The 15,223-nt window shown below is 40.7% G+C and carries 15 protein-coding genes; 9 read left to right on the forward strand and 6 right to left on the reverse strand.

The features are described 5' to 3' along the window. The first annotated feature begins 101 nt into the window (after positions 1-101). The 4 genes from ACS5PU_RS03900 (at position 102) to ACS5PU_RS03915 (ending at position 3,331) form a co-directional block, all read left to right on the forward strand. Entirely contained in the window at positions 102-1,736 is a 1,635-nt protein-coding gene (locus tag ACS5PU_RS03900) for an ATP-binding protein (RefSeq protein WP_439457964.1), read from the forward strand. A gap of 171 nt (positions 1,737-1,907) precedes the next feature. Then, positions 1,908-2,309 (forward strand): response regulator transcription factor, encoded by a 402-nt coding sequence (locus ACS5PU_RS03905; RefSeq protein WP_439457965.1) that lies wholly within the window; start codon positions 1,908-1,910, stop codon positions 2,307-2,309. A 54-nt stretch (positions 2,310-2,363) separates the two neighbouring features. Further along, a complete protein-coding gene (locus ACS5PU_RS03910; RefSeq protein ID WP_439457966.1) occupies positions 2,364-2,726 on the forward strand; it encodes a VOC family protein in 363 nt (120 codons plus the stop codon). A 122-nt stretch (positions 2,727-2,848) separates the two neighbouring features. After that, positions 2,849-3,331: a hypothetical protein gene (locus ACS5PU_RS03915; protein ID WP_439457967.1), complete on the forward strand. Its 483-nt coding sequence runs from the start codon at positions 2,849-2,851 to the stop codon at positions 3,329-3,331. Between the two features lie 61 nt (positions 3,332-3,392). Here the strand turns inward: ACS5PU_RS03915 and ACS5PU_RS03920 are convergent, their stop codons facing one another. Both ACS5PU_RS03920 and ACS5PU_RS03925 read right to left on the reverse strand, forming a co-directional pair. Further along, positions 3,393-3,596 carry a hypothetical protein gene (locus tag ACS5PU_RS03920; protein WP_439457968.1) on the reverse strand — a complete coding sequence of 68 codons (204 nt, stop codon included), beginning with the start codon at positions 3,594-3,596 and terminating at the stop codon, positions 3,393-3,395. A gap of 105 nt (positions 3,597-3,701) precedes the next feature. Further along, a complete protein-coding gene (locus ACS5PU_RS03925; RefSeq protein ID WP_439457969.1) occupies positions 3,702-4,589 on the reverse strand; it encodes a helix-turn-helix domain-containing protein in 888 nt (295 codons plus the stop codon). Between the two features lie 166 nt (positions 4,590-4,755). Between ACS5PU_RS03925 and ACS5PU_RS03930 the strand changes: the two genes are divergently transcribed. Continuing rightward, positions 4,756-6,273, forward strand: a complete 1,518-nt coding sequence (locus ACS5PU_RS03930; RefSeq protein ID WP_439457970.1) for an alpha-L-fucosidase — start codon at positions 4,756-4,758, stop codon at positions 6,271-6,273. A gap of 78 nt (positions 6,274-6,351) precedes the next feature. On the opposite strand, the gene ACS5PU_RS03935 is transcribed toward ACS5PU_RS03930, so the two are convergent. Beyond that, the gene (locus ACS5PU_RS03935; protein ID WP_439457971.1) at positions 6,352-6,963 is read right to left on the reverse strand and encodes a Crp/Fnr family transcriptional regulator; all 612 of its coding nucleotides are present in this window, start codon (positions 6,961-6,963) and stop codon (positions 6,352-6,354) included. A gap of 402 nt (positions 6,964-7,365) precedes the next feature. Here ACS5PU_RS03935 and ACS5PU_RS03940 point away from each other — a divergent pair, with 402 nt between their 5' ends. Both ACS5PU_RS03940 and ACS5PU_RS03945 read left to right on the forward strand, forming a co-directional pair. Then, positions 7,366-8,184 carry an SDR family NAD(P)-dependent oxidoreductase gene (locus tag ACS5PU_RS03940; RefSeq protein WP_439457972.1) on the forward strand — a complete coding sequence of 273 codons (819 nt, stop codon included), beginning with the start codon at positions 7,366-7,368 and terminating at the stop codon, positions 8,182-8,184. Positions 8,185-8,257: 73 nt separating this feature from the next. Further along, complete coding sequence (locus ACS5PU_RS03945) at positions 8,258-9,148, forward strand: helix-turn-helix domain-containing protein (protein WP_439457973.1); 891 nt, start codon at positions 8,258-8,260, stop codon at positions 9,146-9,148. Between the two features lie 152 nt (positions 9,149-9,300). Here ACS5PU_RS03945 and ACS5PU_RS03950 read toward each other — a convergent pair whose 3' ends face one another. After that, the gene (locus tag ACS5PU_RS03950) at positions 9,301-10,002 is read right to left on the reverse strand and encodes a DUF4397 domain-containing protein (protein WP_439457974.1); all 702 of its coding nucleotides are present in this window, start codon (positions 10,000-10,002) and stop codon (positions 9,301-9,303) included. Between the two features lie 275 nt (positions 10,003-10,277). Then, entirely contained in the window at positions 10,278-11,030 is a 753-nt protein-coding gene (locus ACS5PU_RS03955; protein WP_439457975.1) for a response regulator transcription factor, read from the reverse strand. Between the two features lie 189 nt (positions 11,031-11,219). On the opposite strand from ACS5PU_RS03955, the gene ACS5PU_RS03960 reads away from it, so the two are divergent. Further along, positions 11,220-11,867, forward strand: coding sequence for a DUF1349 domain-containing protein (locus ACS5PU_RS03960; RefSeq protein WP_439457976.1), 648 nt, complete (start codon positions 11,220-11,222; stop codon positions 11,865-11,867). A 163-nt stretch (positions 11,868-12,030) separates the two neighbouring features. Then, a complete protein-coding gene (locus ACS5PU_RS03965; RefSeq protein ID WP_439457977.1) occupies positions 12,031-13,500 on the forward strand; it encodes an ATP-binding protein in 1,470 nt (489 codons plus the stop codon). 37 nt (positions 13,501-13,537) lie between these two features. On the opposite strand, the gene ACS5PU_RS03970 is transcribed toward ACS5PU_RS03965, so the two are convergent. Next, a complete protein-coding gene (locus ACS5PU_RS03970; protein WP_439457978.1) occupies positions 13,538-15,208 on the reverse strand; it encodes a molybdopterin-dependent oxidoreductase in 1,671 nt (556 codons plus the stop codon). Positions 15,209-15,223: the final 15 nt, after the last annotated feature.

A 15,223-nucleotide genomic window follows, 5' to 3' on the forward strand; every position in this document is an offset into this window, starting at 1 on the left:
GGTAAAAGCCTAATATTAAACAAAACACCCCAATAGGGAATGGTTTATTCTTTTAGTAGGGGGCTTAATTCTGTATCTTTACCTTAAATTAAAATACTCTTTTGAACATTCCCAATACATACCAATTGCCCAACCCAGCAGAACTTCTCCATATTCTTGCCCATGCTTTGGATGGTATCGTAGTTTATACCAGCAAAGAACTGCATATCGGTTACATCAATAATGAAATGCTGAAATTATGGAAAAAGGATAAGAACATTATCGGTAAAAAACTTATTGATGCCGCTCCCGAATTTGCCGAATTTATTCCAATATTGATGCAGGTTTGGGAAGAATCTACAACTTACGAAGCCAGGAATACCTTTGCCAATTTGGATATAGATGGGGTGCTTACACCTACACCTTTTGATTTTAGCTATCAAGCTGTTGTTGGCGAAGATGGCAAAACCTATGCAATTATCAATTCGGCCAAGGATGTTACCGATAGGCTAAAAATAGAAAATGCACTTGATGAAAGACAGGAAAAAGAGGCCCAGGTCAATCTCGAACTCCATGCGCTAAATGAAGATCTTCAGGTACTAAATGAAGAGTATCAGGCAACTAATGAGGAACTTCAAACAACGATGGAAGAGCTGGCTGTTATAAATGAGGAGTATAGATCGACAAACGAACAGCTTAATTTAACCAACGAAAAGCTTAACGAAAACGAGCATACACTATCGCTCGCCCTACAGGCCGGAAAGTTGGGAAGTTATGATCTTGAATTAAGCACCGGCCTGATGGAATGCAGCGACCAATGCAAACTCAATTTTGGAAAGCGTTTGGATGAACGTTTCGACTTTGCAGATCTTTTTGATGCCATTATTCCGGAATACCGGGATATGGTGAGGGATAAAGTAGCCGAATCAATCCAAAAAAATACCATTTATAACGCACAGTATCAGATTAAACGCCCTGATGGTAGCTTACACTGGATTCAGGCCAATGGAAGTCCGAGGTATGATGTAAGAGGCAATGCTGTGCGGATGGTTGGCGTTACCCAGTTGATTACCGAAAAGAAGAACTACGACCTGCGAAAGGATGAATTTTTATCTGTTGCAAGCCACGAACTCAAAACACCACTAACCGCGCTGAAAGGTAACCTGCAAATGCTCGACCGGATTAAAGGCCGCATAACAGACGAAGCTGTGCTGAAATTACTTGATTCGGCCGTGCGCAGCATGAATAAGGTAAATGGGATGGTTGAAGATTTGTTAGAGGCTGGAAAATATTCAGAAGGTAACCTTACATTGAATAAAACAAGGTTTGATCTTTCCAGTATCCTCGAAGATTGTTATATCCACCTCAGCGAAGAAGAGTTGCCTAAATTATCGGTCGATGCCACGCCAATAAGCATAGATGCTGATCAGAATAGAATAGGACAAGTAATTATCAATTTTATCAATAATGCATTTAAATATGCTCCCCAGAGTAAAATAATTATCCTTAAAACGGAAGAATTGGAGAATGAAGTCCGTCTTTCGGTGATAGATCAAGGTGCAGGAATAGCGCCCGATAAAATTACCCATCTTTTCGACCGATACTGGCAGTCCGGCGAAAAATCTAAAAACAGCCAAGGTTTAGGTTTGGGCCTATACATCAGCGCTGAAATTATTAGAAGGCATGGCGGCCAGGTTGGTGTTGATAGCGTTATAGGCCAGGGAACAACCTTTTGGTTTACCTTACCCAAACCATAATTTTTACTGAATTTTATATTTTTCAATCATTAATCCACTTAACTATTATATCAATTAGGTACTTAGGTTAAATATTGGTACACGCTATAGCTATATTCTGTGCAAAAATGAAACTTAATCCGGCGTTTACTGTTGCCTTTGTAAGTGTTGGGTAATAAAGATAATAAAGGTATGGGAAAGCTTGGTGGAAGGAAAAGAATATGTGTGTTGGAAGATGATAATGATATCAGGGAAATTATAGAATTTCTGCTGAGAAGTGAACATTATCAAGTTTGTAGCTATGCTACCATCGCCTCCTTTATGAGCGAGGCGCCCGGTAAGTATGCCGACGCTTTTGTATTGGATGTGATGCTGCCCGATGGAAGCGGAATGGAAGTATGCCGGATGTTAAAAGAAAATACCGAAACCAGATCCGTTCCGGTGCTGATGATGAGTGCAAATTATACTGCTGTTCAGGTTGCTGAGCATTGTGGCGCGCAGGATTTTATTAAAAAACCATTTGATATCGACGATTTTGTTCACCGGATAGAAACCCAACTGATGCTAAATAACAATAGCCCAGGTGCTTTTTGATTTTCTATTAAGCCATAGTATATTATTGGTATTTTTATCAATTAAATACAAATCATGGACAATAGCAATACACCACAAAAATTGAGGCACCAACAGGTGCAATACCTCGAATTTCTTACAAGCGACATCCTAAAGGCAAAAGCATTTTATGCAAACGCATTTGGATGGGCCTTTACCGATTACGGACCTCAATACACATCATTTGAAGGAGATTTTGTAGACGGTGGTTTTACCGAAGGCACACCTGTAAAAGGAAGCATTCTAATTGTACTCTATTCCGATGATTTAGAGAAAACCAGAGAAAGTGTTTTGCGCGCAGGGGGTAGCATTGCAAAAGAAATATTTTCTTTTCCGGGTGGGCGCCGCTTTCATTTCCTTGATCCAGATGGTTACGAACTGGCCGTGTGGTCTTTATAAGCCGATCATTCCCCTGATGTTGACTGCTTGGTTATGTTGGCTGCAATAATATAAAACACTGTTGATAGTTTTAATTTGCCATTTTGGATGATATCCTTAATTTCGCAGCCCATCTAAATCTCATGACCGAACTTCATTACCACTCAAAAGATATTTACGGAAACCCCAGGGTATGCCGGCTTGTACAGGCCAGCGTTGATCATCCTTGGTGCCTGAGTGAAGAATACGGACCAGAGGTTAGGCTAACCAAGATCAGGGGAGAGTGGAAACAGCTTTCAGGAGAGGTGCTGCCCAAAGAACTGATTAGGGGAGCCGGTGCTTACATCGACCGCAATTACTACGAATCGGTACCGCTACAGATTAAACTCCGTTGGCCCAAACTGATTGCCAGTTCAGTTCGGCAATCTCCGGGCGAGGTAATGATTGTATGTACACCCGGTGTTAATCTGGCCTCTTTCCGTCCGATATTCTGCAAATATGTTTCCCAGTTATTCAGAGAAGATATCAATGTAGCGCTGAAAGTGTATAGCTATGATTTTACCCAAGATTTTAATTTCCGCCTAGAAGTAAAATCAAAGCGCGAACTTTCCAGGCCAATCTGGTAATTCCGGTTTTGCTAGTGGAAATTGTTTATTTCTAACTATGCCGTTTAAAAAGCAAGCTTAATTAGTATTCCAGTGAGTTGAGCTCGCTGAGTGTTGAAGAACGGCTGTAATCATAGCGTACCTTCTCATAATTGGTTGCCATTGCCCTTAAAGCAGTAATTTCCGACATTTCTTCATTTGAAATCCCCTGACTGCCTTTATTCATCAACTGGTTTACCCTTAATAATGCTTTTCTATACTCTTCTACGTTGGTGATTGCGCCCATGGTGTTAATTTTAAGCTAAAGTATATAGCAGGCAGGAAATAATGGTTTGGAAATTATGCACAGCCTGTTGATAAATAGAACCGCATTTAACCGCAATCATTAATTTTATAGGGTAAAGCCCACCGTATACACCTGTTTCTTATATGCACGGGGAGACATTCCCGTTAATTTTTTGAATGAAGTTGAAAAATAAGAAAGCGTTTCGAAACCTGTTTGCACAGCTATTTCTGAGTAAGAAAGCCGGCTGGTAGCCAATAGGTACTGTGCCCGCTCAATACGTTTTTGGTGAATATATGCTGCAGGGCGCTCGCCTGTAAAAGTTTTAAATTGCCTCGAAAAATAATCTGGATGCTGATTAACGCGCGCTGCAAGCATAGTAACCGATAGGGGCTGGTGCAGGTTGACCAAAATATGGCTTACTGTTTCAGCAATTTTAACAGGAGTGGCTTTATGCTCTTGTTTAGGAAACGGTTGCGACTGCATCAAACGGCCCATCAGTTGGAGCAAAATACCCTGCGTTTCCATGTAATAAGCCAAACTCTGCCGGTTGTTCAATTCTTGGTATTCCTTATAAAAGATATTTTTTTCGTAGATTTTTGGATCGTCCGACCGGTTGATACCCCTGCCAGGATTGATTTCGAGCAAACGCTTAAAAAGATCAATGTCGATCTGCTCGGCTTTTATTTTGGAAACCGCACGGCTTTGGGCATAAAGAGAAACACCATCTGCCGATTCTTCAAAGAACTGAACGAAATATTGACTTAAATGATCCATACAGCGCAGATTGCAAAGCGTAAAACTCGGAATAATGTATAAATAGCCTTTTTCCAACGCCAACACATTTGTTTGGTCGGAGAGCTCGCCCGAACCCCCGTCTATATAATAAATGCGGTAATACGGGCTAATTACATTTCGATAATCCCACTTGGCACTAAGTTTTACATAATCTACATTGAGCAGTGAAAAGTTGTGCTGCAACAGTCTTTTAATCATGGCGCTAAATGTCGGATTTTTAAAACAAAAAGTCTAATTAATGCAAATTTACATCGGATTGCTTATCTATTTTTGATATAGCTTACCAAATATAACTGAATGGCAACTGTATTCGCCCGCTACCAAACGCATTAGGGAGATATCTATCGATTTAAATAATCATTAAATGAAAAAAACATTATTAGTAGGTTGTATTGCATTTGCTTTGGCGGTAAATGTAAAAGCGCAGCAAAGTAAGTTGAAAACTGATGAAGGAAAATTTAAGCCAACAGACGAATCCCTGAAGCAGTACCAATATCCAGAATGGTTCCGTGATGCAAAATTTGGAATCTGGTCGCACTGGGGGCCACAGGCCGTTCCACGCCAGGGCGATTGGTATGCCAAAAAAATGTACATTCAAGGCAGTTCCCAGAATAAATACCACGTAGCCAATTACGGAACACCTTCTAAGTTTGGATATAAAGATATTATTCCGCTATGGAAAGCAGAAAAATGGGACCCCGAGGCCCTAATGGCTTTGTATAAAAAAGCGGGAGCTAAATATTTTGTGAGCATGGGTTCGCACCACGATATGTTTTTTTTATGGAACTCAAAAATCCATAAATGGAATTCGGTTAATATGGGCCCACATAAAGATGTTGTAGGGCTGTGGCAGCAAGCAGCTAAAAAACAAGGACTACGTTTTGGTATTTCTGAACATTTGGCGGCCAGTTTCAATTGGTTTCAGCCAAGTCATGGAGCCGATAAAACCGGCCAATTTGCAGGGATACCTTATGATGGCCGAGATCCAAAATATGCAGATCTCTACCATTTGCCTGCCGATTCGAGCAATATAAACGAATGGCTTACCAATAACCCAGGATGGCATAAAAAATGGCAGGCCTATGTAAACGAGCTGGTTGATAATTACCATCCCGATCTTCTTTATTCAGACAGTAAGTTGCCTTTTGGAGATATTGGCCTTGAAATGGTTGCACATTACTATAACCAGGATCTGGCTAAGAACAAAGGTAAGCTCGAGGCCATTTACACACCAAAACAACCTTCAGAAGGTAAATGGGCACAGGATATAGAACAAGGGGTACTGGATTCCATAAGCCCTTTTCCGTGGCAAACCGATACATCTATCGGCGATTGGTACTACAGAACAGGCCAAAAATATAAGAGTGCAGACGAAATTGCGCAGCTATTGTTAGATGTTGTAAGTAAGAACGGTAATTTATTGATCAACATTGTACAGACACCCGAAGGCAACCTAGAGCCCGATGTTATCAAAATTGTAACCGAAATAGGCGATTGGATCAAAATAAATGGTGAAGGCATCTATGCCACCAGGCCTTGGAAAGCTTACGGCGAGGGACCTTCTACCAACAAATCAAATCAGAAAAAAGGCCGCTTCGGAGGTTTGGCAGATATGCGCACGTACGAGGCAACAGATATCCGCTATACAACTAAAAATGGCAATCTATATGCATTTTGCTTAAACATTCCTCAGGGTGAAATTAAAATGAACCTTTTAGGTAAAAAATCTAAAATGCTGGATAAAGCTATTGCCAATGTTACTATGTTAGGCAGCAATAAGAAATTAAATTGGACGCAACAGGATGATGCACTGGTGATCCAAAAACCAAGTGATTATCCAGCTTGGTTAGTTACAGGATTTAAGGTTGAATTTAAAAAATAGCATAACCAGAAGAAATAATTTTTGTTTTAGTACCCTGTTAATCAGAAACGGCCATTAAAAACGGCCGTTTTTTGTATTTTAAAGGTTTCCACCTGCATCCTTGTTACGGATTCTGCTCAATGTTTCCATGCGCATGCCCAGATAGCTTGCCAAATGACGTAAAGGAATCCGCTCGAACTGTACCGAACGGTTCTCCTGAAGCCTTTTATAGCGGTCGGATGCATTTGGGATACGCGCCAACAAGGCCCGTTCTGAGGCTGCATAATATTTTAAGGCGAGAAGTTTCCGGCCGATAATACTGGCTTCTACGTGCATAGAATATAGCGATTCGATAAGCGTATATGGGATACAGATCAGTTCGCAATCTTCCAGGGCCTGCAGATATTCTATGGAGTGTTGGTTGTGCTGCTCGGGATGGAATATGGCGCCAACTACCTCTCCCTCACAGCTGAACCAGGTGGTAATTTCTTTTCCGCCATGTTTCACAAAGCCGCGCACCATCCCGCTTATAATAAAGTACAGCGAAGCATTCTGATCAATTGGAGATAAAATGAATTTATTTTTCTTGATGTGGAGGTGTTTGCAATAAGCCTGGTGTTCGGCCATAAAACCTAATGAAAGGGGATGGTACTGTTCCAGATAGTTGAAAAGTGGCAGGAGGTAGCTTGTACGGTAAGTTTCAGGTATCATAAACTATTCGGTGTAGGTAGCCTACAGGTATATTTTCTTAAATCAAAAGAGATATACGGAATATTCCCGAAAGGGGTTTTTGAAAAAATAAATAAATTTTCTTTACCAGATTTAAACTTAAATCATTTAGAATACGGACCCAATTGCCGCGCAAAAAAAAAACGGGGGAACAGCTTTCACCGTTGCCCCCGTATCTAAATTAACGCTCTCGGCACGAAGGTAACAAAAGTACTCAAATTATGAAAAAAATAATTTCATTTTTACCGTGGCTCAGTAACCCGGCATTTATGCACCGGCCAAAAAAGTATCTCAACCGCAAAATGTGCTAATAGTTCCGTGTTTTGTGTAAACTGTGCTTAGCCACAGCCAATACCTTTGTTATCAATATTTAACAAAGAAAAAATGTCGAAAATAATTTTAATTACCGGTGCCTCACGTGGCTTTGGTAAAATCTGGGCCAAAGCCCTTTTAGAACGTGGCGATAAAGTGGCAGCAACTGCACGTAATATTGCCGATTTAAATGATTTGGTAGCAGCTTATGGCGATGCGGTATTTCCGGTTCAGCTGGATGTGAACAACAGAGAAGCCTGTTTTGCAGCAATTGATCAAGTTAAGCAACATTTTGGCCGCATTGATGTACTGATCAACAACGCTGGATTTGGTCTGTTCGGTGCCATTGAAGAAACCACCGAACAACAGGCACGCGCACAGATGGAAACCAATTTCTTTGGACTCCTTTGGGTAACACAGGCTATTGTTCCGGTAATGCGTGCGCAAAATGCCGGACATATTATCCAGGTATCCAGTTTCTTGGGTTTAGTAAGTTTGCCAGTACTGGGCATATACAACGCCTCTAAATATGCTGTTAATGGTTTAAGTGAAACATTGGCTTCAGAAGTAAAAGGTTTTGGCATTAATGTAAGTTTAATCGAACCCAATGGTTTTTCTACCGATTGGTCTGGTGCTTCTGCTTTTCAAACCACACCTAATCCTGTTTACGAACCGGTTAAGAAAGCTTTTTTTGAAGGCGCTACATCCGATAGTTGGGGTAATCCCGAAACCACAGCACCGGCTGTACTGGCCTTGATTGATAGCCCTAAACCTCCTTTGCATTTCTTATTGGGCAAGGTGGCTTATCCGGCTGTTAAGCAGGTATATGCCGATCGCCTGGCCGAATTTGAAGAATGGGCTACAGTATCGGCCGATGCCCATGGTCATTAATAGATCATTTAATATATTTTATTACAAGCTATATACCGCAAATGTGTAGCTTGTAATATTACCTTTTAAAGGCATGAAACATTATAAAAGTTTAATAGAACTGCACCAGGGAAACGGTTTTCCTCCACCCGAAAATCCGATGTTCAGCATTTACCAGTGCAACCACCAATGCAGCATTGGAGATAGGGAATTTACCAGCGATTTCTATATGATTGGCTTTAAGAAAATTGTGGCCGGGCAAATTCTTTATGGACGTACCAAATATGACCATCAAAGCGGTTCGATGATGTTTTTTAAGCCCAATCAACTGATAGAGATGAAAAATCTCGAATTTGATGAAGATGGCTTTTTGATTTTCATCCACACAGATTACCTGAACGGACACAGCTTACACGATAGCATCAAAAAATACCACTATTTCGATTACGAAACCAATGAGGCACTGCACCTTTCGCCTAACGAGGAGAAAATAGCTTGGGAACTTTACCACAAAATTGAAACCGAATACCGCAATAACCAAGATGAATATAGCCGCGAACTCATTTTAGCCAATGTAGATACACTGCTGAAATACAGTCAGCGGTTTTATAAAAGGCAGTTCCTTAACCGTACAGAGATTTCGGGCAAAACAGTTACCCGTTTCAATCAGGAGATAGATACTTATGTGGCCAGCGGATTACTGGCTAGTAGGGGACTGCCCTCTGTGCATTACCTGGCCGAAAAGTTGAACCTTTCTGCAGGTTATTTAAGTGATATTTTAAAACAGGAAAGCGGTAAGACGGCGCTGGAACACATTCATATTTATTTAATCTCAGAAGCAAAAAACCGCTTAATTGGCCAGGATAGATCAGTTTCGGAAATTGCCTATGCGCTAGGGTTCGAAAACCTTTCCTATTTCTCGCGTTTGTTTAAAAAAGAGGTTGGAATCAGTCCCAATATGTTTAAAAAACAGCTGTTGAATTAAATCTTTAGCATTTATTGGATAAGAATTTTGTTCCTTTTTTAAAACATTCAGATAAAATTGATTGTCTTGAGTTAGGTCTCCATTTAATGGATATATTATTTAAAGAAAAAGCTGTAGCCTGGTAGTTTCACCTAGCTACAGCTTTATAATGATTACTTGTTGGTAATGATAACCAGCTTAGCAGCACTGTTAATTTCGGTACTATTGGCAGTAGCAATGATGGTGTAAATCTTATCTGTTTCAATCTTTACCTTTTCGAGGCTAAAGATAACCTGCTCACTTCCATTTTCCCTTAGCTCAAAACTAACTTCGCTGGCCGCGGCCATATTTTCAAAATTTGTTGAATTTTTGTAGAGGAGGTTACTGAAAACCGGCTGTTTACCACGCACATTAAGATCTAAACCTTTTGATCCTGCGTAAAGATTAATAAAGCGGATCTTGCCACTGCCTGCCGCAGGGGCATTTAAATTATCTTCCGAATACACAATTTGTGGAGCATCAGCCGCCCCGCAGGCATAAACAGAATAATTTTTGCCGGCAATAGCTGTGAAAGTAGCACTACCTGTTTGCGCTGCTGCTGAAATAGAAATGCTGCCCGTTGCTTTTACCTCAATACTTCCAGGTTTCAATTCGCTATAGCCACTGTGAAGGTTTCCGTCTAAGCTGGCCTGTTTGGTACCGTTAATATAAAAATCGAGCTTGCCTAAGCCCGCTATGCCATTGTTAAAAGAGATGGCTGCTGTTGTAGGGGCTGGTTGTTCCGTTCCCGATTCTTCTTTTTTGCATGATAGCAGTATGGTGGCCAGTAAGCATACGCCTGTTAAGCTTTTTAATAGGTTAAATGTTTTTTTCATTCGTGGTAAGATATGTTTTACCCCGCAAACGGATGTCGTGGTAGTTTCGCTACACCCACATCACAGTGAGCTACATCACCTAATGAAAGCCATGGCTGGAACGTCATCTACATCACGTAGTTAGGTCGGTTCTGCCGGCAGGAATTAGTGCAGGATTTTAAAGGAGAGGCAGTTTCTGTAGAAGTAATCAATCAAATACAGGGCAAGAGCCCAATAGCAGGAAAAAGAATGGCCGGTTCAAAGGAGAGGCAGTTCCTTACGCTGTATTTAAGGTTTTAATATAAGCCGGTTGTTTCTGCAACCCTACACGCTTCGAGTGCATTCGTTACATTTAATTTTTGAAAAATGTTCTGCCTGTGCCGGTTAACCGTATTGATACTTAACGCCAGTTTATCGGCAATTTCTTTACTTCTGCGGCCATGCTTAATCAACTGTAAAATCTCTTTCTCCCTTGGCGATAGGATATCCGCAAAGCGCTGTTGGTTATGGTCGATAATTTTACCAGTTCTAATATTCAGGATGGCCCCTTGCGGAATTTCAAATTCAGGATGATCGATAACATTGTTGTATAAACAAAGCGCCAGCCATATGCTGCCATTTTCAGCACTGCTGAGGTACAATAAACGGTGTTTGATGGGAATATACCTGTCCTTGTAATTGCGTATCCTGAGTTTTGTAATGAGCTGATAATCCGCGCGCTCAGTTGCATCAACGGTGTTTAGCAGCTGGAAAAACTGAAACTCCAGGCGGTATTTCTTTTGTAAATCTTCTGGATGTACGCGTTTAAGCAATTCATCTTCCCAGATGGAGTTAATTTCCGTTTCCTGTTGTTCCAAACCAATCTCCTCCGCAATCGGACCATAATAAATATAGCTTTTCCTGGCTTTCATATCACTTAGTACGCTAAGACTGTTTTCAAGCTGGGCATACATTTGGGCAATGCGCCTGCCATTTTCTAATTTCAGTTCAGGATTTGCCGAGGTCTCAAAGGGCTGCAGCAGTAGTTTAATATCAAGCAGGTTGCGCATAGGATGTATTCTGGCTATGGTTATTTATCACCATTGAATTAAGTTTAAACTCAATATAACTTTGCGAACTTACTAAAGATGGATGGTGTTTTAAGCGATCGGAACATAAAACATCAGCCAAGAAGTAAGTTTTAAAGGCCTTACATTACCTGTAGCGCAGAATAAGAACAATAAAATTTAAATAAACTGATGAAAAGAATTTTTTTCGTGCTTGGCCTTATGCTTAGCCTAAACTCCCTAAAAGCGCAAACGCTTGAAAAAATGCAGTGGTATAACGAACCCGAAAAATGGGAGATTAAAAACAACAGCCTAGTGATGCAGGTTACACCTAGCAGCGATTATTGGCGCATTTCGCATTATGGATTTACCGTTGATGATGCCCCATTTTATTATACAACCTATGGTGGTGAGTTTGAGGCAAAAGTTAAATTAACGGGCGCTTACAAAGCACGTTTTGATCAGATGGGGCTTATGATCCGTACCGATCATAAAAATTACATTAAAACAGGAGTGGAGTTTGTAGATGGTAAATTTAATGTGAGCACTGTGGTTACCCACGAGAAAAGCGATTGGAGTGTGCTGCCTTTAGAAAAAGTTCCGCCTTTTATCTGGATCAAGGCCGTAAGGAGGCTGGATGCCATAGAAATTTTTTATTCGCTCGATGATAAAAATTACATCATGACCCGTAATGCACCATTACAGGATAACGCACCGGTAATGATCGGTCTTATGGCGGCCAGTCCAGATGGCAATGGATTTGAAGCCCGGTTCGAAAATTTTAAGATAAAACACCTTGCCGACCAGCGCCGTTTAGAATGGCTTAAAAACCACCAGTAGGATATGGCATTGGCTTAAGCATTAAATACCGGTAGTTAATTTCATTGAAATAACGCTCGTATTTAATGCCTTTACAACCGTTAAAAGATTTGGTGAAAATCAAAAACAAAGATCGATATTTGGGGTTATATTTGTATTTTTTGCTCCAAATTAGAACAAAACTATGCTGTCTGATCAACCAAATTTTACCGAAGAAACTGTTATTGCAAGCGAACAGCGCTTTCGCGCCCTGGTTACAGCAACATCGGATATCATTTATCGGATGAGCCCTAACTGGCAGGAAATGCGCCAGTTATATGGGCGTGGTTTTTTAACTGATACAGACGAAACCATAGCCGATTGGATACCTAAATATATTTATGAGCTCGACCGGCCTAAGGTAGAAGCAGCTATTAATGAAGCCATTTCTGAGAAAAAAATATTCCAGTTGGAACACAGGGTACTTCAGGCCGATGGTTCAATTGGTTGGACACTATCGCGCGCCGTTCCAATTTTGAACAAGCAGGGCGAAATTATTGAGTGGTTTGGAACCGCTAGTGACATTACCGAAACCAAAAGAACAGAAGAAGCCTTAAGAACATCAAAAGAACAATCGGAACAGCAAAAAAGGTTGTACGAAACCATAACCAATAACACGCCCGATTTAATGTATGTTTTTGATCTGAACTATAATTTTATCTACGCCAATAATGCCCTGCTAACCATGTGGGGCAAAACCTGGGAAAACGCTGTTGGAAAGGGTTTACTTGATAATGGTTACGAACCTTGGCATGCAGAAATGCACGAGAGGGAAATAGATCTGGTTAAAACCACCAAACAGCCCATCAGGGGCGAAGTTTCTTTCCCACATGCTGTACTTGGAACGCGTATTTACGATTACATTTTTACACCGGTAATTAACCAGGATGGCGAAGTGGAAGCTGTTGCCGGAACCACCCGCGATATTACCGAGATTAAGGAAAGTGAAATGCGTAAAAATGATTTTATCGGCATGGTTAGCCACGAACTTAAAACCCCGCTAACATCCCTTTCAGCCTACCTACAGCTTGTAGAGAGTGAGAGCGGTAAAGATAACCAGGCATTGAGAGAAAAAGCCATTGCTCAATCTATTAAAAAGACTAAGCGGATGACGAATATGATCAACGGCTTTTTAAATCTTTCGAGGCTCGAATCCAATAAACTGTTTATTGAAAAAGCTCCATTCGATATTGCTGAGCTGATTGCAGATATAGAAGAAGAAACCAGAATTTTGTATTCTACACACAAGTTTAATTTCGATTCTTTTGAGTCGGTAACAGTTAATGCAGATCGGGGAAAGATTTCTCAGGTGATTATCAACCTCATTAACAATGCGGTAAAATATGCCGAAAAAGGCAGTAAAATTCAGGTTTCCTGCTTTCAGATGGGTGAAAATGTGCAGGTTAGGGTTAAAGATGAAGGCAGGGGAATTATGGAAGGAGAGTTGCCTAAACTCTTCGAAAGGTTTTATCGTGGCCAAAATAATAAACTAATTGCCGGTTTTGGTATTGGCCTTTATCTATGCAGCGAAATAATTAAAGGGCATGGTGGCGAAATTGGGGTAGAAAGTACAGTAGGCATAGGCAGTACATTTTATTTTACATTGCCTGTGTAACTTTTAAATCCCCGCCTTGCTTGCTATACCAAGGTGATTAGGTATTTGCTAGCAGGTCAAAATATTCATCATCGGCATTTTTACTGCCATAGCCTTTACCAATTTGCGCAAAGCTTTCAACAAATTCGATACGCGCTATCCATTTAACCTGTTTGTAGCCCAATTGGTTTTCTATGCGCAACCTCAATGGCGCACCGTAGGCCAGTGGCAATGGTTCGTAATTCATTTCCCATGCTAAAACCGAACTGGGTTTTCGGCAGTTATCTACAGTGTGCGTATCGTAATAAACACCACCATAAAGTCCTTCACCGAATGAGTAAAACACCGCAATTTTGGCATTTGGGTGCGGCTTTACCAGATCAATCAATGCGCTTAAGGATAATCCGCCCCATTCTGCAACGCCTGACCAGCCTTGTATGCAATGGTGCATGGTAATATGCTGTTCTTTACCTATCGATTTCAATTCAGCTAGGGATAGCTCGATAGGGTTTGATACCAGTCCGCCAATTTGTAATTTAAAATCCTTAAAGTCGTTTTTCGAAAGCGCTACCCAGTTTTCGTCAGTAGGTAATTTGCCATTTACCCAAAAATAAGGGGAGATATCTTTTTTTGTATAATAGGCTTTTGGTTTAAGTTTATTAATGGTGAGTTCCCATAAAGTTCCATTAATCAATGCTCCGCTATTTTGTATCCACCGTGGTTTTTTCCAAGAAATATAATGAGCCAAAAATAAGAACGCTATAATTAAAAGAATGATAGAAAGTCCAATATACATACCTGTTTTATCGTCTGCACTATCGGTACCCAAGGTAATGTGGTTCATATTTCTAACAAAGCCACTTATTATAACCATGCAAACATGGATAACTATAAATACAATATAAGCCAGCATAACCAAAAAGTGAACTGATCTAGCCCCTTGGCGATTGCCGAAGATTTTAGGCAGCCAATGAAAACGGTTTTCCAATGCAGGCGACATGCACATGCCACTGAGCATAGCCAAAGGCGCTAAAACAAATACCATCCCAAAATAGGAAAGCTTTTGTAGGGCATTGTAGTTGTAAAATCCATTAGGTTCAACTGGTAGATGAAAGGTAATGTAATGTACAAATACACTCCATGAATCAGAGAGTATGTGCCAATCTGTTGGTACCAAACGCTTCCAATGGTCGGTAAGAAAAAGCATGCTCACAAATATTATCCCATTGGTTACAAAAAAAGGAACGTGTATAAAATGCCAGCCACGCGCAATGCCTACGGTATGTCTGTATCCAGGTAAAGCCCACACAGGGCTGATGTAACGCGCATCGTCTTTTGCCGTCCACCACTTATCCAAGGGTACCTTAAGCGGTGTAAATTTTAGCCATTCCGATTCAGGCTTACATCCATTGTTCCAATACAGGCGGGGATGGTCCATTAAAATTGAAAGGCCGCTTCTGATTAATATCACGAGAAAGAAAAAATTGATCCAATGGCAGATAATTACCCAAGTTGGAAAGCCTTTAACAGCTACACTTTCGATGGGCGGAAGTTTAAGCGATGGATCTTCAGGTAATCCGTAGATAAGGTATTGCGCCCAGGCCAGGCTAATAATCATAAATAGAATTACTGCGGTAATACGCAGCACTTTAGGTTTAAGGCCAAAAATAAGGCGTCTATCTTCTGGGTAATGAACCGATTTTTCTTGAGGCGTAAAATTGGTGAACATGAGCAGCTTTAATGT

It is taken from the genome of Pedobacter sp. GSP4, from assembly GCF_051857575.1.
Lineage (GTDB): Bacteria > Bacteroidota > Bacteroidia > Sphingobacteriales > Sphingobacteriaceae > Pedobacter.